The sequence below is a fragment of the Lederbergia panacisoli genome, assembly GCF_024626525.1.
GTDB lineage: Bacteria > Bacillota > Bacilli > Bacillales > Bacillaceae_C > Lederbergia > Lederbergia panacisoli.
Genome location: NZ_JANJGU010000004.1, coordinates 63,032 through 88,836, shown reverse-complemented (window position 1 = coordinate 88,836; position 25,805 = coordinate 63,032). Strand labels below are relative to the sequence as shown.

Below are 25,805 nucleotides of genomic sequence, written 5' to 3'. Positions count from 1 at the left end.
GGAAAAACCATCTCCTACCATTATTCTGTACATGGTGTGGAGAGGACCGACCAAAAACACTCTGGAACATCCTCCAATTTTTAAGCTAAAATTTCTTCGATTCTATTAATTACTTCACTTGATAACTGCAAGCTTGCCCCTTTTACATTTGCTTCAATTTGCTCAGGACGACTTGCACCAACTAATGCACTCGCTACATTTGGCTGACGCAAAATCCAAGCAATTGCAAGAGCAGGTAAAGTTGTATCCAACTCTTTCGCTAATGTATCTAATTGAGCTACTTTCCTTTGCACATCCTCGTTTAAGAGGCCTTTTACAAACATATTAATATCATCATTAGCTGCACGACTATTTTCCGGAATATTGCCAGTTAAGTATTTTCCAGTTAACACACCTTGTGCAAGAGGAGAGAATACAACTTGAGAGATTCCGTATTTAGTAGATACAGGAATGACCTCATCTTCAATATACCGATGCAACATATTATATTGAGGCTGGTTAACAACGATTCTATCTAATAAATACTTATCAGCGATTCCAACTGCTTCTTCAATTTGCGCTGCCGTCCATTCGCTTACACCTGCATAAAGAATCTTGCCTTGACGAATCAAGTCATCAATGACTCTCAATGTTTCATCCACTGGAGTTTCTGGATCATAGCGATGGCAATAAAATATATCAACATAATCCAATTCCATACGCTTTAAGCTATTGTGCAGTTGTTCAAAAACGTGCTTTCGAGATAAACCTCTATCATTCGGACCATCACCCATTGGCCAGAAAGCTTTTGTCGTAATGACATATGACTCACGGGCGAATTCCTTCAATGCTTTAGCCATGACAATTTCGCCTTGCCCGCGCTCGTAAACGTTTGCAGAATCGAAAAAGTTGATTCCTAATTCATATGCTTTATGTATAGTCTTTTCAGCAGTATTGTCTTCTACTGACTTACCGTATGTCAGCCAGCTGCCTAAGCTAATTTCACTAACTTTCAAACCGGATCTTCCAAGTCTGCGATAATTCATCTAGACATCTCCCTTTCATTGTAAAAATCATTCACAATTTTTACTGTGATTCACACTTTTATAATCCTGTATTTAATAGTAAGTGTCAAGCTTTCAGTATCGATTATCTCACTTAAAACTAACTAATATTTATATTTTATTCCACTCTTACATTCTAACTATATAATTCTCAAAATGTGTAAAAATTGTAAGAATTATATGCTATAATTTTAATTAAAGCGTTTACATTAAGGAGTGAAGTTTATGGCCCAAATCATAATTAACGTACAAAATAACTTTTTGAACAAAGATTTATTGTTGTATAATTATGGAATGCAACATTTGTATCCTAATCACTCTTACAGTTCTAAATTACGAGATTACTATTTAATTAACTATGTTTTAGATGGTGAAGGTATATTAGAAATAGGAAATATATCATTTACTATTAAAAAAGGTCAAGGCTTTCTCATTGATCCAAATATATTTGCCCACTATAAAGCAGATTACTCCAAGTCTTTGAAATATTGTTGGGTTGGCTTCAATGGGATTCTTGCTGAACATATCCTCAATGAAACGAGTGTTTCTGCGAAATCTCCCATATTTATATACGATCCAGAAGAAATGCACTTCCAGCAATTGTTATCTACGATAAGCAACCATTCGACAACTAACAAAAGCGAACTTAGAATCCACGGTTTATTATACTTACTTTTATCAGCACTTGTTGAAAAGTATCCTAAACAAAAGATCATTAAAAAGCAAATTAAAAAAGAAGAATATGTAAATAAAGTCATTACATTTATAGAAAAAAATTATAAAAATAAAATTACCGTAGCCATGATTGCCGAATACATAGGTCTCGATCGCAGCTATCTCTCTTCATTATTTAACGAATATTTAAAATTTAGCATTCAGGAATATTTAATTCACTTTCGTATGAACAAGGCCTGTTCTTTTCTACATAATAGCGAACTATCTATTGGAGATATTGCAAAATCAGTGGGTTATGAAGACCCTCTTCTTTTTTCAAAAATGTTTAAAAAGTACAAAGGAATTTCTCCAAAACATTATCGCATTGCTGCTTATAATCATATTGCAGAAAATATATAGTACGGGAGATCAACATGAGAGTATTAAATTCTTGGTTTTTCGATGTAATGGAAACAATCTCTAATTTCTTTTTACTTAATATACTCTGGATTTTATTTTCACTTCCAATCGTGACGATTTTTCCGTCGACAACAGCCATGTTTGCCATTATAAGAGATTGGAAGATAGGAAAAAATAGAAATTTATTTTCTTCTTTCACGACATACTTTAAGCAATATTTTCAACAAAGCTTTTCAATTGGATTCATTTTTATTATTTGTGTAGGTATTATTTTTCTTGATTTTTTGTTTATAGACGAACTGAGCACCTTTATGCGCGTTCTTGTTTTTTCGTTATTGCTAATGATTGGTTTCATTCAGCTATTCATTTCTATTTATCTATTTCCGATTATGGTTCATTTTGAATTACCACTTAAAACAATACTAAAAAATGCACTTTTTTATTCTTTTATGTACTTTCCAACTACCTTACTTTCAATATTATTCATTGCCGCGATAGGATTATTGCTATTCCTTATTCCGATCTTTTCAATTATAGCGTTTAGTGTAACGGCCTATACTATCCATCTATTATGTTATCGACAATTTAATAAAACGGTTGCTCGGCAAGCAACATAAAGAAAGAGGCATCCAGTTTAAGTTGGAAGCCTCTTTCTTTTTTACTTTTATCCTACAATCCCCGTTCTCTCAACACTCTCTACAAAATGCCTTTGGACGAACATGTATAAGACGATGAGTGGCGTTATCGCTAGTAAAACACTCGTATTCACAAGCATTGAAAGATAAAATGGATCTATTTGTCCCGAGCCTGAAGCAGCCGTTAGCTTCGAAGCTAGTGTAGCGCCGGCGATTTGCACCTGGGAAGATATTACACTCGCACTCTCTAAGAACATCGTTGTAAAATACGTATCATTCCATTGCCATACAAATGAAAAGAGCATAACTGTAATCATGGCAGGAATGGCGTTCGGCAACATAATACGGAAAAATATCTTGAAAACGCCCGCTCCGTCCACAAGCGCCGCTTCCTCAATTTCTCTAGGAATCCCTTTGAAAAATTGCCTAAAAATAAAGATGAATAAACCCGCTTTTAATCCCATCCCCGTTATGGAAGAAATAATGAATGGCCAGTACGTTCCAATCAATTTGATTCCTTGCCCGCCATTAAACAATCCAATTAAGCCAAACACATCAAAGTTTCGATATTGTAAATAGGTCGGTACCATGATGGTTTGTGGCGGGACGAGGATCGTCAATATAACAAGCGCAAAAAGAATATTGCTACCTCTAAATTTAAAACGTGCAAATCCATATCCTACAAGTGCACACGAAATCGTAGTTAACAGCATTGTACTGCCGGAAAGCACAAATGAATTCCAGACTACTTTAAAATAATTCATCGTTTCCATTACGTATTTAAAGTTTTCCAACGTAAAGTTGCGAGGGATATACATCACAGTCGGATCATATATATCCGACTTATGTTTAAAGGCAATAGAAACCTTTAAAATGATCGGATATAAAATAACAAAAGATAATCCGATAATCAACACCGATCTAACTAAAGTCCAGACAAAACTTTTAAGCTTTTCAAAAGGAATGAAAGCATGCCTTTCCTTGTTCCTCGCTTTTACATTTTTCATAGCAATTAACTTTTTTTCAAGTATCGTTCGCTGCATTTCTTCCCTCCTCACACTATTGGTAGAATACTTTTCTCGTTATAAAGAAGGTACTGATTAATAAGATGACTGAGATGACGAGAAAGTAAAGCCACGACATGGCGCCGCTTAAACCGTAGTCAAAGTTCTTAAAGGCCACTTCTCTCAATAGCGTAGTCATTTTATTATCTGTAAATGAGTCAATGACACTGTAAATAACATTTGTCAAAATAAGCGGGCTAATCATTGGAAGCGTAATCTTCCAAAAAGATTCATAGCTTGTTGCACCTTCAATTTTCGCCACTTCATAGAGCTGGGGAGAAATCGATTGCAGTCCAGCAAGAAAAATGATAATTTGAACACCCGACGCACTCACAATTTCATAAATCCTATTAACTGCACCTGTTAAATAAGTGACAATATGAACGTTTAAGCCCGCTTCAAGAAGTAGCTTTTGAAGTTCAAAGCTTTTAAGTCCCGTCCCCGCCTGCTCTTCTTCTCCGCCTGCACCTATCATGGCACTTTGCAAAAAGTCCCCGCTCTCAATACTTGCGATGACTCCTGATGCAAGGATAACCGGTAAAAAGAAAATGGCTCTTGCCATCATTCGGCCGCGAAATTTCTGATTTAGTATCGTAGCAACAAATAAGCTAAAGATAACAATCAAAGGAACATTTACAACCATATTGACGACAACTTCGATCAATGTCTTGTTAAAATCCACATTTTTCGTCAAAGCCTCTTCGTAATTCGTAAAGCCTAAAAATTCTAGATGAATCCCAGTCGGCGAAAGCGTTAATTCACTAAAGCTATAGCGAAGGGATTGGAGTAATGGGACAGCAAACAATAGTATAAAGCCGAGCAGCCAAGGCGAGATAAACGCCCAGCCCCATAACCCCTTTCTTTGTTCAAGGGACAATTTCTTTAGTTTAGGAAACATCGTTTATTCCCCCTGTCCAATAATGTAGCTTTCAGGCTCAATGACTTTATTATCTACAGTTACTGCCTCTTCGTTGTAATTAACGACGATGGAGTAATCATGATCATAAGTCGTTTCATAGACACCCTCTGCAAGCTCTTTGTGCGAAGTAATCGGCTTATTGCGTACGTTTTTTAAAACCGCATTTACTTCGTTGTACATATCGATCGATTCATCCATCCATAAGTGATAATTGGCGGAAATTAAATGATTAAATTCTGATTCCTTAACGATAGCAGGGTCTTTGTAAAACCAGCTAAAGTATACGTTCGAGCCTGTCTCCAATGCTTTCAATATTTGCTGTTTCACATATTGGTCATCATTTAAATTTACGGGTTTACCGGAATAATCGATATATCCGTGGATGACCATCTGATAAAACGGAACACTTTTATCTGTAATATTGAAGTTGCTGCTGGAAAGAGGGGCCTCGAGAATTGATTTTGTATATGGAAGAACAGGGGCATTCCCACCAAAAGTCAATAAATCAGAAAACTTCCCTTTTAATTTACTAAATTGCTCTTCCACAATCTTCTTCGAATGCTCTCGGTCAATCACTTTTTTCTCCCGATAATCAGAATGTAAACTATTTCCTAAATCCCGAAGTGATAAACCGTTAATATTATATTTTTCATAGTCCTTTGAAAATTGGTCTATATAGTTTGGTAATTTTGCAGGTGACAATAAATAATAAGGTGTACGATTCGTAATATTTTGTCGGTATGTCGCTATGTTGGTTGGATAAACTTGTGCAACCTTTTTAGTGATATACCTTGATGCATCCCTTGAAGGACTGAATGTAATTGTATTGCGATATACATTCGTAAAAGCTACATCCGGGTAAAAATCGATGTCATTTTCCGAAAGAAATTCAGAAAATGCTTTCAGTCCTTTTTTTCCGCCAATTTTGCTGTCGACATGAATGCTTGTTGGTATTTTATGATTGACTCCTTCATTAAACCAACCTGTATATCGTACCTTTAAATTGTTTATATTAGCGTCAATCAGCTCATTGACAATCTTTTTCCCTTCTTCAAATGTTGTAAGTGGTTCCAACGATTTATACGGAATCCCTAAGATTGTTTTTCTTTTCCATATAGAGCCCGTCAAATCAAGATAAAAAGGGATGTTATCTTCTTGTTCCAATGGCTCAAGGTGATACTTATCGACTAAGTATTTTTGGTAATAGCTTGCCATTCCGGCATAATTCGCTTGATCACCTTCTAAAAAAGCATACCGGATAGTAATATTTTCTTTAAACTCACCTTTTTGAAAAACAAATGTTGTATTAGATCGACTTCCTCCTGCAAGAGTAATCTCCCCTGAATTTTTTATAACGAAGGCGCTATAAACTGAGTTATACGAATTTAAACGTCCGGAGACATCGGCTTCAATTGTAGCCACTCCATCCCCTTCTTCAATGATACTAAAAAAGGCATGTTCTCCTTGTTTCATACCAAAGACAGGGAGTTGGATTTTTTCACTTGTCAGATGATCCGTTTTTTCGATTACTGCAGCATCTTTTCCGTATACACGGGCTGAGTATGGTTGATAATGGCTTTTTCCATTATTAAGCTCAATTAATGATCCAGATCCATCCGGTATAAAAATATAGCCGTCTTCATCTTGATTGGCTGCTCCGAAAAAAGGTAGAATGTGAATTGTATTAATTGGAAATTGTTCATTAAAATCAATTTCACTGCCTTTAACATTTACAATTACATTATCGCCGTCGAGCTGTACAAGCAATGGGACGACGAACATTGGAAAGTTTTGAGCCTCCCCAGCCTCTTCCCCATGCTCTGCATTATCTTGAGCTAAATCTTCCTCTGTGTAGCCAACTTCCGCGAACAATTCTACAGCGCGCTTTAATGCTACCTTAGAGAAGGCGCCGTCTCTTCGTTCATAAACGTCCTCTTTTTCAATAAATTTAAATCGCTTTTGGAAATCCTTTTTTGCCTTTTCGTCCTTAATTTTATCGAGAATTAAGGTGTGAAATCTTTCTTTGCTCATCCTTTTTGGAATTTGTTCTATTCCCTTTTCCGCGTTCCCCATTGTATAAATGATTTTAATTCCATTTTCTATCTTTTCGAATTCGAACTGTTCTTTCATTACACTGTCTCTATAACTATCAAATCTCGTTGTCTGCCCATTTGGGTTGAAATAGTTCAAGACAACTTGGGCACTAAGCAACCCTTTATTTTCAGGTGCGGCAAGTGAGTCATTTTCCCGATCAACTGGATTAGAATACCAAACCTTTCCATTCTGCTTTTCTTTAATGGCAAAATCAGCATTCTCTTCATTAAAGTAAAGCTCAAGTGATTCAGAGGAAGCTGCCATTTTCATATCTTCTATGGTAGATCCCTTGACGGCTACTACTGCTGCGGGTTCATTCGCATTTTCATTAGAGCCATCATCTGTTGTTTCTTCTGATGTGTCCACACTTCCATTATCAGTTGACTCATCTGTATTCGCGTAACCTTTCGGAACAGTCGAATTCATACCGATCAACATGAACAATATACATATGACGCTTAGTATTTTTATTTTCCGGGACATTTCTTTACCTCCCTTCTAAAGCCGATAAATTATTTCTTTATAGATCGTTTCTACGAATGTAATTAATTGCTGAAGTAGGCTGAAAAAAAGCAATCCTAGGAAAATCATTACTCCCATCACAATTCCGGTAATGATAAAAGTGGCAATTGTTTTACTGACGGAATATTGGTGGACTGTCATAATCCCTACAAATAACAAACCAAGGAACCAAAACATCGCGATTGATTCCAATAAAAAGAATAGCGGTGCTTCTTCGAACGTTATGAAATTACTAATGATAGTAGTTGCTGCGTAAATGACCACCATCGGCAAAAGGGCATAAGCTGTAACTGTAATAATCTCAATAAACTTTCCTTCTCCATCCATCAACGTAGTAATAGCCCAGTTAGCAATACAGAATAGAAAGAATGGGAGAACAATGAAGATTAATTCATCGATGCTATTCAGCTGATTTGGGTTGCTGAAATTTACTATGAACCCTGTAAACTGCCTTTTTAAAGTGATGACAATCGTTAACAGTAAAAGGATGGATAAAGCTATTTGCAGTTTCCCTTTTCCTTCATACTTAACATCCCAGAAACCTCTAAAAGGATGAATAATTACATAAAAAGGATATTTAATTAATTCATTCCACAACCGCATTCGCCCTCCTTCTTCTGAAGCCTCTATACATCTTGTATCCCATGTATAAGAAAGGAATAAGTACGATAGCACTCATAATTAATCCAAAATAATCCCTAAGCACTTCCTGTCTGTATCGTTTAAATGCTTTGGAATAATATTTCTTGCTATTTCCATTTTTGAAATACGCCATTGCTTCTTTGTTCTTGCCTTCCATAAGACGTGCCTTTCCTATTCCTACATACGCTACCTCGTAGTTTGCATCTAATCGTAGAACCTTTTCCCAATACTCCGCAGATTCTTTGTCATCGCCAAGATGATAATTTCTAACAGCTTCGTTCACATTGCGACCAAACTCAGTAGGTTTAAAAACAACTAAATTATTAAAACCCTTGTCAAGAATAATAATATCTTCACCCAATCTTTCAATGGCCGAAGGGGTTTTAAATGTACCGACTTGATCGCCAATTTTTCCGAAAATGTATAATAAATTACCATCCTCATCGTAAGTGAAGACTCTTCCTCTTTTTAAATCAAGGCCGCTGTACATGCCATATTCATTTACGTTTACATCAATAAACGTAGATCCTCCTGCCATCTCTCCTCTAAAAGGAAATTCAATATCCCCTACTATAGGGTGGTAGCCTTCTTTACGGATTACATCTGTCCCAGTTGGATTAAGCCGCTGCAAAGGGGTCGTTGTATTTTTTTCAGAGTTTGTTGTATAGATAAAGCCATCCTCATCAAGATCAAGATTGTTAAATTCAATTGGTAAAAATAAGGCCATTTTGGCTCTTTGCTCTTTTGTCGCTATTATTCTCCAAAAATAGTCGATTGGCTTAAATTTAACCTTGTTGGCTCCCGTATATCCTGTAAACACACCGTCAGGGTCAAATTCAATAATACCGTCATAAATGCCTCGGCCAATGACGTATATTCGCTGTGCTTTATCAACAGCGATTTTAACCGGATGGTATTCGAACCCTTTACGAATAACATCAGATTCAGGCGCACCAATTTCTCGGATAAAGTCTCCTGTTCCTGTTAACTGAATTATTCTCCGGTTTCCGGTATCCGCCACATAAATATGCTCTTCCTCAGTAACAAAAATACCCTGTGGCTTATCAAATTGATCTTTACTTCCATTATTTTGGAAACCTTTAATTTCTTTTACAAACTCAAAGTTTTTATCAAGAATGACAACTCGATCGTTTCCTGTATCCAAAATATAAATTTTTTCGTTCCTTACATACATGTCATCCGGTGCATTGAGCAATCCGTATGCCGTGTCCCTTCCGTCAACTACTATGTCTGGCAAGTATGGAATCGCAGATGGCACTGACTTTTTCCAATAAGAATAATTGTATCCTTCATAAGGCGCTTCCGCGGAGGTAAAAGGTGCTAAGAACGATGTAAAGATCAATATAGATATTAGTAAACAAATCGTTTTAGAATAAAACTTCATCTCTCTTCCTCCCCCCTAGTCCTTCATTCCAGAAGAAGACATCGTCTGAATAATACTGGATTGTGAGAACAAAAAGACTGTAATAGGGACTGACATTAGAAACAATGCCACTGCCGCTGCTGCACCTGCACGGGCAATTCCTCCTTGAATGATCTGACCCATCGCATAGTGCATCGTTTTCAATTCTTCACTATAAATAAAGTTTCCACCATCTGTACCCCATAATTGTTGAAAAAGCAAAATCATTAACGTTAGCCAAGCTGGCTTCACCATCGGCATCACGATTGTCCAAAAGATTCGATACTCGCTTGCACCATCAATTCTAGCGGCTTCTAGCAATGTATCAGGAATCTGTTCCATAAACTGTTTCATTAAGTAAAGTCCTAGTGAAAAGGCAAATGATGGAACAATAATGGACCAATATGTATCCACCCACCCTAGAGTAGCCATCGTTATATAGTTAGGAATAGCCGTAACATGTGGTGAAAACATCAAAGACAAAATAACGATATTAAAAATAAAATTGGAACCTGGAAATTTGTGTTTCGCAAGAGGATACGCTGCTGCAGCTGCAAAAATGATATGGCCAGCTGTACCCACTATCGTGATAAAAAAAGTATTAAACACATATCTAGTAAATGGAACCCAGGAATCCGCCATTAAATTAAATAAATCTATGAAGTTATTGATGGTCGGATTTCTAACAAAAAACCTAGGTGGGAATAAAAAGATTTCATCCAAGGGTTTAAAGGCATTATTTATAGTGTAGATTAAAGGCAAAGCCATAAATGCCCCGAATAAACCTAGGAATAGGAAGAGAAAGAATGTGCCGTACCAAGAGCGATTCAGCTTCTTTTTTCTTCTTCGCGGTAATGCAAATTCCATCTGTTATTCACCCACCTTCCGCAGTAACTTTTGCGTTACTAAGTTTGTTGTCATCATGATGATGAATAGAATAGTGGCAATAGATGATGCATAGCCCATTTCAAATCGAATCGTTCCATAATCAATTAAATGTGTAACGATTGTATGCGCCGCATATTGAACACTCGGAAATCCGGCGAGAGCCATTGAAACGTCTGCCACCGCAAACGAAGTTGTGATTTGAATAACCGCCCCAAATAGTAATTGCGGCTTCATCGATGGCAGTGTAATATACCAAAGCTCTTGCCATCTGTTTCGAATTCCGTCTATTGCTCCAGCCTCATACAATGTTTTATCAATTGTTTGCAATCCGGCTATAAAGGCAAGAAAGCTTGTACCTAGGCTAAGCCAAAGCTGAACGAGCATAACGATGGCAAGCACGTATTTCGGATCTTGAAGCCATTGAACCGGCTCATATATTAAGCCAATTTTCATCAAAAATCCGTTTGCGTATCCATATGTATCTCCCGAAAATATAATTAACCAAATGAAGTAAATATTTCCCGATATAGAAGGCGCGAAAAAAATTAATGTCATAAACGCCCTGACTTTCGCCGGAAATTCATTGATAAGCCACGCAAATACAAAACAAGCTATATAACTTACTGGGCCGGTAATTGCTGCGAATAAAATTGTATTTTTTAATGAAATTAAAAACACATCATCTTCTAGGAATAATCTTGCATAATTGTCCCAACCAACCCAACGAGGTAATTCCAGCATATTAAAATACGTAAAGCTAATTCCAATCGAAATAAGAACTGGAAGAACAGTAAATAAAATGAACAATGTAAAATAAGGTGCCATCAAGATATACGAATGTTTATGCAAAGCTATATTCCGTTTGAACCTTTGAAAAAGTGTCGGCTTTTTCAAAGGCTGCTTTTCTATACCTGCAATGGGACTTGCCATAACAGATTCTGATTGCTTTGTTTCTTGTAAAATGGTGTCCCCCTCCTATTCCAGCGGTAGGTTAAACTCTTTTCTCTTTACACGAATTTCATCATTGATATAAATGATGTAATCATTCAATGCTTCATAAGGATTTGTGCCATTATTGACCACTTCCCTGAAAGCATTATCCAGATGTCGTCCTGTAAAATATCCTCCAGGAACCTCTGGCACACCTCTAACCCATTCCCATTGCTGATCTAACTGTTCATAATCCTTAACTGGCCATGGCAGTTCTTTTAAAGCCTCAATATTTGCAGTTGGATAACGAGCTGCTGCACCCATTAACCCTTCCATCTCTCTACCAAATCGCACTTGAACATCCTTACTTGTCCACCATTTTAAGAATTCCCAGGAGGCATCCTTATTTTTTGATTGTTCCATTATAATTGCGGATGTTCCCATACTACTAACCTCTCTACGAATCGTACCATCTTCCTGAGCAGTTCCAGGAACTGTTACAAATTCCCATAACCCCCTAATTTCTGGTGCAGAAACTGAAAGATGATTATAGAAAGTATAATCAGCTATACCGATTGGCATTTCACCTGTTCTAAAACGGTTAGGAAAGTCAAATTTCAAAGGCAACTTATAATTTGTATATAACCTGGACCATTCTTTAAAAGCCTCCATTGAAATTTCAGAATCTAGACCACTTACAGTATCATTATTTTTGTAAAGATCCCCGTCTTTCTGATACAGCATCGCCGTAAAGGTTTGGTTCGGGATAAGATTCTGTACCTCTCCTGGAAATTGAGGGTCTTGAATTAGAGGTAAGGCAACCTCCATATGGTTTTTCTGCAATACTGGTATCACCTTATATAAATCCTCCCAAGTCTCGGGTACATCTAAGCCTAACTCCTCAAAAATATCTTTACGGTAAAACAGCATATTAAATATTTGTTGCTCAGGAAGCGCATACACTCCTCCATTAAATCGGTAAGGCAGAATTCCGCTTTCTCTAAATCGTGTAGTAATATCATTGAAATCAGCAAATTGGGTTAAATCGGCAACAGCATTCCGCATAGCATAGTTAACTGGGATTTCATTTCCAACTTGCATCGCAACATCTGGTCCTTGACCCGCTAAAGTTGCCGGTAAAAGAACATGCATTTGCACGAGCTTCAAATTTACATTTATACCGTTTACTGGTGTAAACGTATCATCAATCATAGATTTTAAAACCTGTGCCTGGTCACGCCCTGTCCCGATCCAAACAGTAATCGTATTGTCGTCTTCTCCCTCTTCCGTTACATTTCCAATGCTATTGTAGTCCTCTATGAAGGAGTAGAAGAAGCTGCCAACTTCATGAATAGCCCTGCTAATTATTGTAGAATTGGCCTTTGGCATCTTTTCTTTAGGTGATGCTAGTACAAAATAATCAATTTCCAAAGGTTGTTCCCTCACTGTTAAAATCCAGGTACCAAGTCCACCGACATTGATTTTATACGTATCGAGACGCCTTTGAATGGTTTCCGGACGTTTCACAAAGTCTTCAAGCTGATAAGCCATTGTATTAAGAATGGCTGTTTGATCACTTGTTTCTCCAGTCACTCTTGCCAGTTCATCTGAAACCTCATAAAGAATCTTACTTTGGCGACTGAATATCTCCACCATTTCAGGGATGTGCTTTTCTAGCTGATAATCTCTGTACGGATCCGGCATTTCACCGGTAACCATTAGAATCTTTCTATAAATATAGTTCAACTCAAGTACGCTTTCTTCCACTGTACGCAGGAGTGGAGCAACATCCCCGAGGGTAACTTCAAGCTTTATTTCATGTGTACCTTTAGGTAAGTAAAATAAATATGGATCTTTCCCCCCAAGAACTTCCATTTCCCAGCTATTATGATAATAAAAAGGGATGTTCTCCATTTCTTTAAATGGAACTTCGTCATTTATGAGAAGCTTACGAGCAGAAAAAAGACCTCTCAGCATATTTTGCTTATATTTAATTCCAAGTTTATATAATCCATCTTCAGGAACTTCAACATTCCAAGTAATCCACTGGCCCGGCCACCTCCAGTTATATCCACCGATCGTATTCATTCGAATTTTTGATATATCATATGGCTCCGTTGAAGGGCTTGTACGATCATTGATGGCATATAAGGTAGGTGCCGATTTTAAAGTCGCATCCTCACCTTGTAGCCTTAATTGAATGTCATCTGTTTCTTGATAGCCATTTTTTTCATATTCAGCTTTTACTTCTTCGTAGGTTGGGATGTACTTCACCTGATACAATTTAATATAGTCAATGACCATTGGTTCTCTTGAAGAAACAAATGTAATCGTATTTTTGCCTTTTTTAAAATAAAACGAATATGGTTCAGTATAATAGCCTTCGCTATCTTGCAGGTCTAGTACCATCCAGATTGGATCTTCAACCTGTCTTGGGCGCAAATCATTTCCGCGATTATCCCTTTCAATTTGCGGCAACTCATTTTTCCAAGATCGTGAAAATGTTAAAGTTCCAGCTCCTTGGAAAGGCAGTTCCCCATTAATGAGAAATTCTCTTTCGGCAGAAGAACTTTTTCCTTCAATCGGAAAATACTTTAGCTGGACGTTGTATAATCCCTCATCTGCAACATCAAATTCCCAAGTAATCGAACCTGTTTCTTCTGTTTTAACAGCCTTTCCATCTATTCCTTCAAAACTTGTTAGGATTTCTGGGTTCATTTCGTGAGAGGAAGTAAAATCTTCTCCCTCAATAAGGATTTCAGATTGAGGTTTTGGTGCATCCTTATATTCATTTATGTATTTTGAATATAAATCTTTACGGATAAAACTTTCGTCTGATTCAGGTTCTGCCGATTCAGATTCGGCATAGGTTTTCTGATTATAGGAAGGTAGAAATAGTCCGGAATAAAACAAGGTAAACACGGTTAAAAGGGTAATGAATTTTCGGGCTTGATGATTGAACATTAAAACCACCTCCTGCCTTGTTTTTTAACAATTTAAGAAAGTATAACTTTATAAAAAAGTAATATTTCTAAACATATCCTTCGACGTCTAGCTTCAGTGACTATCGACTAGCAAACTTCTTTTCCTTTCCCCTACGATAAGGAAGCCAGACTCGTCCCATCAGACTCATCGTGTTTCCGTTATCGCAAGTCTTAGGATCTGAAGTTTGTACGTCGATGAGCAAGTCGCTTCCGCTTTTCTGATATTTCTTAAGAAATTCCCGTTATGTATATCACAATAGACGGGAATTTCCTTTTTCAATTAACTTAATAGTTTATTTAAGTGCTATTCTTTTTCTTTGCCTAAAAACTCAGCAACGCGAGCTTCGGCTTCATCTTTGACTTTTGCAATCGCTTGTGTTGGAGATTCTACTCCAGTAGCGATATTAGTGAATGTTTCATAAAACGCATCTTCGAGATTATAAACTTTCCAATAGTTAGGTTTAATATTATCTAGCATTGTTACTGCTGTATCGATTGCTTCTTCACTCGGAAGTACGCTTTCAAACCAGTCAATTACATCATCTTCCCAACCATCCCAAATCTGTAAATCTTCCCAGATTTTATAAACGATTTCCGGATCTTTAACACCCTTCGGAATGAAGTCACCAGAAACGTCTGATAAAGGTACTATGTTATTTGATGCTTTAGGTCCCTTTGGCCACATGACATATCCCCATTCAAATGGAGCTTCCACACGGTCATAAGCTTCCCAAATCCATCCTTGCGTCATTCCTACCAATCCCTCAGTAAAATACCTGCGAGGATCTTCCCAGTCATTTCCTTCATTAGGCTTGATTACTTTATGTTCGTTATAAAGTGAAACAACGAATTCTAAAGCTTCAATGGAATTTGGTGAATCAAGAACGATTTCACCCGTATTCGTGTCAAGAAATTGTGCATCATTTGAAAAGATAGAGTACTCAGAAATGATACTTGGGTCTGCGCTTAATCCGTATACACCGTCTTTTGTCAGCTTCTTAGCTGCATCAAGCATGGCATCCCAAGTCCATTCGCCGTTCTTTTGCAATTCGTAAGGATCAGCCAATCCGGCTTCTTCAAACATTGTTTTGTTATAGTACATTCCGCCACTTTCATTCACTTGGAATTTCATCATGTAGTTTTTATCAGAGAATTTGCCGATTGCTTTCATCGGTTCAGTCATTCTTGATTCAGACAAATCGATGATATCATCCAATGCATACAACATATCTTGCTGCATAAGTGGTCCTGCTTGCATGTTGCTTAGACCAATAATGTCCGCAAAAGGCTCACCCGCTAAAATTGTTGTTGTCAGTTGGTTTACTTTCTCTTCATAAGGAATCACAACATATTCAATTTTGACGTTGTATTTCTCTTCAGCTGCTTCAAGCAACCCCTGTCTTATATCACCAAATTCATTACCTTCTAGCGGCCAACGATCATAGTGATCAACGATTTTTATGACACGGCCACCTAGATCATATGTTTCTTCCGGCGGCGCTTCTTCCACTACTTCTTCCTGTGGTGATTCACTTTCTTTTACTGGTTCCTTATCTTCAGTACCAGCTGATTCTTTCCCACCGCTACATGCAGCGAGAAGCAAGACAAACATCGCCATTATAAGAAAAGAAAGTTTAAATTTCTTCATCTTGACCCTCCCAAATTTGTTTTTAGGAAAAGTAGTGGTCTAATAATCCCATCCCCCTAAACGAAATATCGCCCTAAAGAATTTTAAATATTATAATAATAGTTTACATGCTTGCGTTCTTTTCAGGGTTAACTAACTATTAGTATAAGGGATGAACTGCGCTGAATGTGAAAGCCCTTACAATCAATTGGTATTCTTTTAAAACATCTCCAATTACATTAATTATCCTTTCTTAGTCTAAATTACTTAATAAATGCCTACAGCTTATAATGTAAATTTAAAGTAATAATAGTTAAAAAGTTTTACTTAGTAAATGGAAAATAGCTAGTTAATATGTCAAAAAGCTAGTTTCTATTTTAAAAGTTTACCTTTCGCAATATTAGACTTCTCTACTAATCTCATTTGTTTTACTTTAAAAGATACTTATCGTTTAATAACAGCTTTAAAAAATCCCTCAGGTTTTAATACAGAGGATTCAAACGCTTTATTTACCTCTTCTAATGAAAATGTATGGGTAACGAGCGGCGCCATTTTTATGAGCCCCTCTTCAAGCAGTTTTATCCCAAGCTTCATACCTTGCATATACACTTTAGGATCCCGTTCATGCGCATTGACAACATCCAACCCTTTCCAATTCCATTGTTGCATGTTAATCGTTCTTGGTGGACCTTGATGATATCCATATATAATGAGGCTGCCGCGAATTTTTACGATATCCGTTGCCAAGTCCAATGCTGGTTGGGTTCCAGTAGCCTCTATAACGACATCAACACCGTTATCGTTCGTCATTTCCATTATTTTTTTATGAACATCCTCTTTAGCATTTATAACCGATGCAGCGCCAAGTTCTTTTGCCATCTCAAGGGCTTCCTCACGTGTATCGATAGCAATAATTGTCGATGCACCTTTAAGCTTTACACCCTGTAATATGAGTTGCCCCATAAAGCCCAAGCCAATAATGGCAACAGTATCTCCAATCTCTACATTCGTTCTTTTGGTGGCGTTCATGGCACATGCCAACGGTTCACCTAACCCTAATTCATATGGTGTTTCATCCGAAAGTGGAACAGCATGTTCTTCATTTACGCATACGTATTCAGCAAAGCCTTTTTCGGCCAATACAGAAACGCGGTCACCTTTTTTAAAGCGCTTTACATTTTTACCGACTTCAGATACCTCTCCACTTACTTCATGTCCTAGGAATAGCGGTTCAGATGGATTCAGATCTTTCCAAACAGCCACTTCTGAAGAACATACTCCACATACCTTTACTTTCACTTGAATATCATTGTCGCCGGGCAAAGGTATATCCGTTTCAAACATTTTGAATTGCCCGGGAGAGGCTAGTGCAAAAGCTTTCATGTCATTCTCCTTTTATCTAGATGATTAAAGAGATTCTTGTTTAACTAGATTATGAGTTTCGAGCATTTTCTCTACGATCATATTAAATAACTTTAAATCCTCCTTGAAATCTTCCGGAGTCGTTTTAGGTGTTTTCCCCTGAGTTACAACATCATAGAAATATTCTAATTCTGCTACATAAGCATCCTTAAATGTTGGACGCAACTCCCTCTCTTCAAACGCTTCCCCTACTGTTTCCATTATGGATAGAGTGGTTGGCAATTGACGAATATAAGGAGTATTGTATTGGATTTTTACTTGCTTCGTATCAGAAAACACTTCTAAATGTGCATCGAATCTTCTTTGTTGATCTACACCCGTTTCAAACGCAGTATAAAAACCATCATGTTCGAAGATTGCATTTATATATCCACCGCCATTCCATTGAACAGCTGATACTACTTGTTTAGGGAAACCAATCAATTCCCTCATAGCCGATAAATCATGACTACTTAAGCCACATAGCAACCTGTAAGCGCTTTTGATGTCATCTGGCGCATCGCCAATTGCTTCCTGTACCATTGTTGCAGCTCTTTGCCAGCGATCCTCCATTGCCGATTGCGGGATATCATTAAAGCGATGGACATTATGAGCTTGCTCAATCATCTTAATATTGGGTCCAATAATATCTCTTACTTTTGCGTATTTAATCTTGTCCATCTTTTTAACTTCTTCGACGCCTTCAATAAACGCTGGAGCAAAACGTCTCATATACCCCACCATTACTTGAACGCCATTTTTATCCCTTGCTTCAATGATTTTGTCTGCATCCGCCATAGTTAAACACATAGGCTTTTCTACTAAAATATGTTTCTTATTTTCTGCAGCGGCTACGACACAATCAGTATGATATTCATCACTATTTAAGACAAACACCACATCAAGGTCTTCTTGCTTCGTAAGTTCCACTGCATCTGTGTAGAGATTTGCTACTCGAAATTGCTCGCCTAATTTTTCTAATAATTTTACTGAGATGTCGCATAAAGCACTGATTTCATATTTACTTGATAGCTGTTGTAGTATTGGTAGGTGAACGGTTTGAGCTACTTCCCCCAAGCCAATTACACCAACTTTTAATTTTGTCATTTTTCATCCTCGCTTCCGCAGTTTCCATCTAGTATAGTTTGTTGTTTATTGTTATTCTTTTGACTATAATTTAATATGGAGTGCTTCTTAGTGGATGATATAAAGGCGGCAACCTTCACCACTAGGAAGACTTCTCTTTATTTCTCCTCCCTTTCTTGTTGATATCTCTTTCATAGACAGAGCATCACCCCCTTAAAATGAATCATCAAAGATATCCTTATTTTAAAACCTTTATCATATGGCTGGCTCCACAGCTCTCTCTTATAACAAGCTCCATTGAAAAGACAAGGTTTTTTGTTTGTTTAGTGTCGTGAATATCTATTGTTTCTAACAATAAATCAATTAGCCCAATGGCTATCTTCTCCAATGGTTGCCGTACTGTCGTCAATTCAGGCTTTATTAAGGATGCCATCTTTATATCATCATAGCCGACTATAGCAATATCTTCCGGAACCCTTTTTCCTCTTTTTCTTAATGCATCGATCACACCGAAGGCAATTAAATCATTTCCACAACAAACTGCGGTAAATTTAGAATGATCATCCAATAATTCATTCGCCGCTTTAAAACCGCATTCAAACGTAAATTCCCCTCTTTTCATGAGTGATTCATCTACACTCAATCCATGTAACGTCATACCGTTTCTGAATCCTAATTCTCTTTCTGGAGATGTGAATGGCCCGCCAACATAAGCAATATCTTTATGACCAAGCTTTATTAAGTGCTCAGCTCCAATCTTTCCACCTTCTAAATGGTCACCATAGACGGAGTTTACATTGGGAAGACTCCTGTCTAACACTACAATCGGAATTTTGCCATGTAATAACTCTAAAATGACAGACTCATGTTCTGAACCGGGACCGCAGTATATTATTCCGTCTACCTTTCTCTTTATGAATGAATTGATATACGTAAGCACCTTTTCCGATTCTGGTAAACCACTCACACAAAACATTACCGTATAACCATATTCCCAAAGCTGCTCTTGTATATTTTCAGCAAGAGTCGCCCAATATTCATGCAAGGATGGGATGATTAATCCGATTGTCTTTGTTTTTTTGGAAATCATTGTTTGGGCAGTTAAATCGGGAAAATAATTTAATTTTTTTATAGACTGCTCAACTTTTATCTTTGTTGATGGCTTGACTTTATCTTTTCCATTTAACACTCTAGAGACTGTTGCAATCGATACACCAGCATCTTTCGCAACATCTTTTATAGTTATCGTCATCATTATCACCTTGTCATTATGTAAAAAAATAGTTGTAAACGTTTACACCCGATGTATAATCAAGTTATCATAATAAATATGATATTTCAATACGAAAAATGAAAATATTGCATAATTAAGAAACTTTTTATTTTTCAGGAGGTGTAACTGTTTTAATTTGCTAGCTTTATAGATTATAAATATTGATAATTACTGAAAGTGTGGGGTATTAATGACAGTAACCAATGAAAACAATATTCTAACTTTAGCAGATGGCGGTCTTCAGTGTAGTTTTGATCTTCAGACAGGACAATTACAAAGTATCGCAAGCAAAACGATGGTATGGAAAACAGAAGGATTTCTTCTTAATATTGGCTGTGACGAAGAATATAAACTAGGACGGCTTGCGTACCATTCGTTAGATCCTTTACATACATGGGAGATGCCACCTATTGACCCGATCCAAACACCTAGTGAGGAGTGGGAATTTTGCGGATACAGCACTCATTTAAACGAATTACATATGAACTATAAAATCGATGATTTGCTCATAACCGTCATGTACCATGTAAACGAAGATACATTAGAAATTGGAACTACGGTTAAAAATACGCGTTCCGATCGCAGATTAATCAACGGTCTGGCTTTTATGCTTAGTGAGTCAACCAAATCAAGGGAAGTAATGTTTGAATTTCCTGGGAATGTCCCTCATAACGAATTCCATGTTTCGCAGCTGAAACCTTACGAACCTATCGTTGCAGGACTTGTTAATCCTATAATTAGAACAATATCCGATCAAGGGAATGTGAACATCTTATTTATAAACGAGGAAGAAAAATGGAGTTGTGGTGTATATAAAGATGAAATCGCTAACACCCATTATATAAATATCGCTTGTCTCGAAAGCTATATTGATGAGGATGAGACTTTATACTGTGGAAAGCTGTATATTCAGCCGATTGGTCAAAGTGATTCATTTAAGCCCATCCGCAAGCTTTATGAGCAAAAAGGATGGAATCCTCCCACAGACGGACATACTGAAGGAGTGTTATATTCTTGCCACCCACACGGGACGATGGATTCAGGGTTCCAAGATCAAAAGACGATGAGAGAGTACGCGGAAGAGATGGAGAGTCTTAAAAAGATGGGCATAGACCACGTCTGGGTTTTACCTATCTTTGAACATCTCGATAGAGGAGTGTACCATCCAACGGACCAAAAAATTATTGACACACGATACGGGACAGATGCAGATGTAGAGTATTTTAGCGAAAAGCTGCATAATCTTGACATGACTTTACTTTTTGACTATGTTCCGCACGGGCCAGAGCTTGATGATCCGCTTGGTATCATACATCGGGAATGGGCTTCTGTTTGGAGAGACGGAACGCCAAAAATTGAATGGAACTGCCTATCATTTGATATGGCAAATCCGGAATATCAAAAATATACGACTGAATTGGTAGAAGAGCATGTTGAACGCTTTAATATCGATGGTGCACGGATTGATTGTGCAATGGGTGGTCTTTCCAATTGGAATCCAGTGGAAGGGAATCGTCCAAGCAGTTCAAGCCTAGGGGCAGGTGTAAGTATTTCAAAGGCAATTCGGGAAGGTATATTGAATAAAAACAAAAAACCGATCATTACTCCCGAAAACTTTAACCCAGTACCGGTATATGCTCCATATACAGATATTTTTTACGATATGCCACTATATCGTGTGTTGTTCGAATTGGAAGACTCTGATTTACCGGCACACGAATACGCTAGTCGTCTGACAAGATGGCTAAACCACCAGATGTTAACGACACCTGAAAACTATCTTAAATTACGTTTTCTAGGGAACCACGACTCCGTTACATGGGTTTGGCAAAAAGCCCGTCCTACCGTCATTTATGGGGTGGAGAAAGCGAAAGCACTATGGGTATTGATGTCAACAATTGATGGTATCCCTATGATATATCAAGGGGACGAAGACGCGGCAATTTATAAAAAGGAAGGTCCGGTCCTACGCGATTTCTTTACCGAGCTGTTTGCAGCTCGGAAAAAGTATCTTGGAAATACGTTTAATGTAGAATATTTGTTTACAGATACGCCGATTATCGCATTTGTTCGAACGAAAGGTGATGTTAAACGCCTTGTCGTTGTTAATCTCTCACCTAACGAAGAACAATATACTGTAGATTTTAACCTGAAGGAAACGTTATTCGGGCAAGAGCAGGCTGCTGGAAATCAAATTATATTAGACGGTTACGGTTATGCAATAATAGAATTGTAGAATCAAAGAGCCTGTCTAATAAGTTCTTAAAATAAAACAGATGCCGCATATGATAGTCGTATTTGCTTCGTTATTGGTAAAAAAAGTAAAGCTCGCCATAGGAATTGGCGAGTTTCTTTATTAGGAATACAATAACCTTATTAATATAAACGGTACAAATAATGCATCAAAATGAGGTTCTCTTGGACTTTTGAGATAAAACTCATTTCTTTTTAAATACTATGTTTTGTTCTTAATCGAGTAACCTCTTGGAAAAAGTAAAACACAAGCGGAGATTTTCCTGTTATATTCAGAATGGAGCTGGTTTCAGGGGAAATAAGCGAAGATTTTCCGATTATGCAACGCAAAACCTCCCATTTTCAAATTTTTCAAGTCAATAGGCGGAATCCCTCCGACTAATTAAACTTTTTTTAATAATAATTACTCATTAAGCGGAATTTTTCCGTTAACCTAGACAAGGAATTTATGAAGTTTTTCATTTAAACTAACTGTTCAGTGTTAGTGGAATAAATATTTGAGATTTAGTTTTTATGAAGTAGGAGAACGCTTATGATTATTTGGTTTCGACACTTGCCACACGTAAATATGGATTTGTCAGAATGGACTCCTTTCATACGGAATAAATGGCTTCAAAAGCACTATATGAAGTTTGTATATCTACTTCAAATAACCATTTTTCTGGTGCCCTATTTTTTGGGAACTAGGTTCACTCATATCCCTATATTCTCTCTCATCTTATTAGGCATTTTTGTATTCATCATTCACGAATCTCTTCATATTGTTGTCGTATACAAAAAAGGTGATATGAGTTTAACATTTAGCGGAATATTCTTTTGGCTGCATACGAATGCCATCCTATCTAAAACGAGATTTTGGGTTTTTATGAGCTTGCCCTTTATTGTTTTATCAGTAGTGCCTGCCATTATCTCGTTTTATGTATCAGGCAATATCAAATCAATCATGTTATTTGTAAGTTGGATTAACTCATTGATTTCTTCTTCAGATATTATTAATCTATTTTTAATTGCAATTAAACCGAGGAACTCCGTTTTTTGCAGAGGCTATTATCGAGTGGAATAGTATGAAAAGCAAATGTCCGCAGAGGAAATCATTAAATAAAAAGAGAAGGGCTTCCAATTGTCATTTTTGGAAACCCCTTTATTATTATACAAGCACACCTTTATTTTCTTCAACGGACTTGTTAGCATGCAGTACAACGCGCAATGTTTTTAATGCATCATGATATGGGGAACGAATGAGGTCTTTATTATTCGTTCTGACTGCTTCTAAAAATGTTTTCATTTCAGTGACATAAAAGTCTTCGTCTTTAAAGTCCATATCAATCGGGGAATTTTTATAAACCCCAGTCAACTTACTTCTGTAAAATGCATATGGTTCGGGATTCAAATCGATTTTTAAGTGAAAGTCATTTGAAATAAGTTCGATGTTTGCGTAATTCGGATCAATCGCCCATGATTGTGTATGATTTTGAATCGTACCATTTTTGTAGCGAATATTTAGCACATGAGAATCTTCAATTGTAAATTCATCTGTTTTCGGTATCGATTGATTACTTCCAAATGCTTGAAGTTCAGCAATATCTCCGGAAGTTTGATCAACAAGAAATCTTGATGCATCAATTACGTGAATTGCTTGATCCAATAAAGGTCCACCTGATAAAGATTTATTAAAGAACCAGCGAGGCCAATCTGGATTGATAGCTAGTCCACAAACATAGATGCTTCGAATAATTGGAACTGCTGTATCGCCTATTAGTTCCTTTGCCTTCTGAACAGCCCCTGCATAGCGGTACATAAATCCAACACTTGCTAGGATCCCGGAATCTTCTATCACTTTATTAATCTCTATTGCTTCTTCTTCGTTAAATGCCGGCGGCTTTTCGACAAAGCAAGCGATGCCCCTTTTAGCTGCTTCGGAGATCGGGCCGAGCCTGATTCCAGGCGGTGTACAAATTAATACGATGTCCAGATTGCACTCTTCAAACATTTGTACATAATCCGTGAATGGCACTACACCATATTTACCAGCTATTTCTTGAACCCTTTGTTCATTAATATCACAAACTGCTGCGATTTGAACGCCCTCTTCTTTTATAAGTGCATCCATATGACGCGTAGCAATCCAGCCAGTTCCTACTACTCCGATTTTTAACATACTCATACCTCCGCCCTTTTTTCAATTTCTGTCCACCATGATTCGATACGAGATAGACTTTCGATTAATTCATTCGTCGGATCATAATTATGAGGTTCATGTTCAACTGTTATTTTTCCTTTATAATTAATGTCCTTTAACGCTTCAAATACGCCCTTTATATCTACAATTCCATCGCCGATTGTACATGAGTCGTGTCCGCCGACAGCTTTTACATCCTTTAGGTGAACATGTAAAATGGAATCTTTTAATTCACGAATAACTTGTGCCGCATTGCAATTGTAAGTACCGAGCCATCCTGTATCTAGGGCAGAACGAATTAGAGGAGTATAAGGTTGAATCTTCTGATCAATTTCAGCCGAACTTTTCTCGGGGTGATTCTCCCAGCCTATTTTCATATTATATTCTTCCGCTAATCTATGAACGATAGGAGCATTTTGATTAATAATCGTTTGAGTGATCATTGAAACTCCAAGTTCTTTTGCCACTTCAAAATTACGTCTAATATCATTCTCGGTATAGTCCGAACGATCAAATCCTACTGCATAGTAGGAAATAATGTTAACCTCGTTCTTTTCTAATATTTTTTGTGCTTCGTCTATCATTTTGATGTTTGCAATAGATGGGTCTAGGTGTGCGCTCCATAATTCAATATTGTTATAGCCCATTTGTTTTATCTTATATATCAATCTTTCAAACTTATCTGTGAATCTTATCCCTTGATAATTTTCAACTGTAACACTATGGCATTTTCCCCAGTCACCACCCTCTGTCCAGCCATGTGAAATAGCGTAATCCAGTTCTTCGGCGACATAGTTTGCCGTCATCAACGCCCAATTCATGTTACCCCTCCTTACGTCTTATTTTTCGAGTAGCTTACCTAGTAAAAGTCGATTGAACGTTTCACTTTCTACATCTAAGCAAACATCTACATTTCCATTCGGATCTAGAACCGCAATCGTTTGACCAGTCACAGGGCGATGATCATATTCAATTATCACCTTTGCTTTTTCTGTTTTTACTAGCGCTGGATCTAGTAATAACGAAACCGCCAACGGATCATGCATGGCGGAATAATCCATATTAATAAATTCAAACCACTTTTCGATTAGTTTTGATAAAGCAATATTCAAAGGATCTCCCGATTCCTTTAACATATTTTTATCATCTTTATTAATCAGCACCTTCATAGTGACATCAAGGCCAACCATCGTAATAGGCGCTCCGCTTCCAAAGACTACCGATGCCGCTTCGGGATCGCACTTAATATTATGTTCTATGTAAGGCAAAGAAAGGGCATTGTCCCCTAATCTTGTTACACCTGCCATCATGATGATTTTTTTTACGTTTTTGGCAACTTTAGGCTCTCTAATAATGGCAGCTGCAATATTCGTAAGCGGCCCAATTGGGACTAACGTAATTTCTCCTGGATTTTCCATTACTGTTTTGATAATAAAATCAACCGCATGCAAGTTTTCAATTTGATATTCTTTTTGTGGACCGAGGACCCCTTCACCTTCATGCCCTGCCCACCAAACTTCTCGGTTTTGGAGAATTGTCTGCTCAAGTCCTTTATACACCTTCACATCGGACCTGCTGCCTAAGTTGAGCAACTCCGCCGCTAGTTGCGCTCGAACTTCTACATCTCCATATACCGTTGTAACACCCTCAATCGTTAATTCTGGAGAACGCATTGCAAGCGCCAGTGCCATTGCATCATCCACATCTGAACCAATATCCGTGTCAATAATAATTCGTTCCAATTTCTCCCCTTCTTTCTAATTAAAAT

20 protein-coding genes are annotated in these 25,805 nt (G+C 37.3%); 4 read left to right on the top strand and 16 right to left on the bottom strand.

Annotated features, from left to right (window positions below; genetic code table 11):
* Positions 1-80: 80 nt before the first annotated feature.
* Positions 81-1,025: an aldo/keto reductase family protein gene (locus NQ185_RS07715; RefSeq protein ID WP_257581063.1), complete on the bottom strand. Its 945-nt coding sequence runs from the start codon at positions 1,023-1,025 to the stop codon at positions 81-83.
* Positions 1,026-1,268: 243 nt separating this feature from the next.
* Between NQ185_RS07715 and NQ185_RS07710 the strand changes: the two genes are divergently transcribed.
* Together NQ185_RS07710 and NQ185_RS07705 are read left to right on the top strand one after the other, a co-directional pair.
* Positions 1,269-2,117, top strand: coding sequence for an AraC family transcriptional regulator (locus NQ185_RS07710; protein WP_257581062.1), 849 nt, complete (start codon positions 1,269-1,271; stop codon positions 2,115-2,117).
* Between the two features lie 14 nt (positions 2,118-2,131).
* Entirely contained in the window at positions 2,132-2,734 is a 603-nt protein-coding gene (locus tag NQ185_RS07705; protein WP_257581061.1) for a YesL family protein, read from the top strand.
* 47 nt (positions 2,735-2,781) lie between these two features.
* On the opposite strand, the gene NQ185_RS07700 is transcribed toward NQ185_RS07705, so the two are convergent.
* The 12 genes from NQ185_RS07700 to NQ185_RS07645 all read right to left on the bottom strand — a co-directional run bounded on the left by NQ185_RS07700 (position 2,782) and on the right by NQ185_RS07645 (position 19,584).
* On the bottom strand, positions 2,782-3,795 hold the full coding sequence (locus tag NQ185_RS07700; protein WP_257581060.1) for a carbohydrate ABC transporter permease: 1,014 nt from the start codon (positions 3,793-3,795) through the stop codon (positions 2,782-2,784).
* 16 nt (positions 3,796-3,811) lie between these two features.
* Positions 3,812-4,714: a carbohydrate ABC transporter permease gene (locus NQ185_RS07695; RefSeq protein WP_257581059.1), complete on the bottom strand. Its 903-nt coding sequence runs from the start codon at positions 4,712-4,714 to the stop codon at positions 3,812-3,814.
* Between the two features lie 3 nt (positions 4,715-4,717).
* The gene (locus NQ185_RS07690; protein WP_257581058.1) at positions 4,718-7,312 is read right to left on the bottom strand and encodes a DUF5696 domain-containing protein; all 2,595 of its coding nucleotides are present in this window, start codon (positions 7,310-7,312) and stop codon (positions 4,718-4,720) included.
* Positions 7,313-7,327: 15 nt separating this feature from the next.
* Positions 7,328-7,954 carry a YIP1 family protein gene (locus NQ185_RS07685; protein ID WP_257581057.1) on the bottom strand — a complete coding sequence of 209 codons (627 nt, stop codon included), beginning with the start codon at positions 7,952-7,954 and terminating at the stop codon, positions 7,328-7,330.
* The gene (locus NQ185_RS07680; protein WP_257581056.1) at positions 7,938-9,398 is read right to left on the bottom strand and encodes an NHL repeat-containing protein; all 1,461 of its coding nucleotides are present in this window, start codon (positions 9,396-9,398) and stop codon (positions 7,938-7,940) included. Before NQ185_RS07680 ends, NQ185_RS07685 begins: the two co-directional genes overlap by 17 nt.
* 15 nt (positions 9,399-9,413) lie before the next feature.
* A complete protein-coding gene (locus tag NQ185_RS07675) occupies positions 9,414-10,283 on the bottom strand; it encodes a carbohydrate ABC transporter permease (protein ID WP_257581055.1) in 870 nt (289 codons plus the stop codon).
* A 3-nt stretch (positions 10,284-10,286) separates the two neighbouring features.
* On the bottom strand, positions 10,287-11,234 hold the full coding sequence (locus NQ185_RS07670) for a carbohydrate ABC transporter permease (RefSeq protein ID WP_257581054.1): 948 nt from the start codon (positions 11,232-11,234) through the stop codon (positions 10,287-10,289).
* Between the two features lie 45 nt (positions 11,235-11,279).
* Positions 11,280-14,198, bottom strand: a complete 2,919-nt coding sequence (locus NQ185_RS07665) for an extracellular solute-binding protein (protein WP_257581053.1) — start codon at positions 14,196-14,198, stop codon at positions 11,280-11,282.
* Positions 14,199-14,522: 324 nt separating this feature from the next.
* Positions 14,523-15,866, bottom strand: coding sequence for an ABC transporter substrate-binding protein (locus NQ185_RS07660; RefSeq protein ID WP_257581052.1), 1,344 nt, complete (start codon positions 15,864-15,866; stop codon positions 14,523-14,525).
* A 423-nt stretch (positions 15,867-16,289) separates the two neighbouring features.
* The gene (locus NQ185_RS07655) at positions 16,290-17,228 is read right to left on the bottom strand and encodes an MDR/zinc-dependent alcohol dehydrogenase-like family protein (RefSeq protein ID WP_257581051.1); all 939 of its coding nucleotides are present in this window, start codon (positions 17,226-17,228) and stop codon (positions 16,290-16,292) included.
* A gap of 24 nt (positions 17,229-17,252) precedes the next feature.
* Entirely contained in the window at positions 17,253-18,353 is a 1,101-nt protein-coding gene (locus tag NQ185_RS07650) for a Gfo/Idh/MocA family protein (RefSeq protein ID WP_257581050.1), read from the bottom strand.
* Between the two features lie 217 nt (positions 18,354-18,570).
* Positions 18,571-19,584, bottom strand: coding sequence for a LacI family DNA-binding transcriptional regulator (locus tag NQ185_RS07645; protein WP_257581049.1), 1,014 nt, complete (start codon positions 19,582-19,584; stop codon positions 18,571-18,573).
* 211 nt (positions 19,585-19,795) lie between these two features.
* On the opposite strand from NQ185_RS07645, the gene NQ185_RS07640 reads away from it, so the two are divergent.
* On the top strand, positions 19,796-21,841 hold the full coding sequence (locus NQ185_RS07640) for an alpha-amylase family glycosyl hydrolase (RefSeq protein ID WP_257581048.1): 2,046 nt from the start codon (positions 19,796-19,798) through the stop codon (positions 21,839-21,841).
* A 585-nt stretch (positions 21,842-22,426) separates the two neighbouring features.
* Complete coding sequence (locus tag NQ185_RS07635; protein ID WP_257581294.1) at positions 22,427-22,921, top strand: DUF3267 domain-containing protein; 495 nt, start codon at positions 22,427-22,429, stop codon at positions 22,919-22,921.
* An 84-nt stretch (positions 22,922-23,005) separates the two neighbouring features.
* Here the strand turns inward: NQ185_RS07635 and NQ185_RS07630 are convergent, their stop codons facing one another.
* The 3 genes from NQ185_RS07630 to NQ185_RS07620 are packed head-to-tail and all read right to left on the bottom strand — an operon-like array spanning position 23,006 to position 25,779.
* Complete coding sequence (locus NQ185_RS07630) at positions 23,006-24,016, bottom strand: Gfo/Idh/MocA family protein (RefSeq protein ID WP_257581047.1); 1,011 nt, start codon at positions 24,014-24,016, stop codon at positions 23,006-23,008.
* Positions 24,017-24,018: 2 nt separating this feature from the next.
* The gene (locus NQ185_RS07625) at positions 24,019-24,858 is read right to left on the bottom strand and encodes a sugar phosphate isomerase/epimerase family protein (RefSeq protein ID WP_257581045.1); all 840 of its coding nucleotides are present in this window, start codon (positions 24,856-24,858) and stop codon (positions 24,019-24,021) included.
* A gap of 18 nt (positions 24,859-24,876) precedes the next feature.
* Complete coding sequence (locus NQ185_RS07620) at positions 24,877-25,779, bottom strand: nucleoside hydrolase (RefSeq protein WP_257581044.1); 903 nt, start codon at positions 25,777-25,779, stop codon at positions 24,877-24,879.
* Between the last annotated feature and the right edge of the window lie 26 nt (positions 25,780-25,805).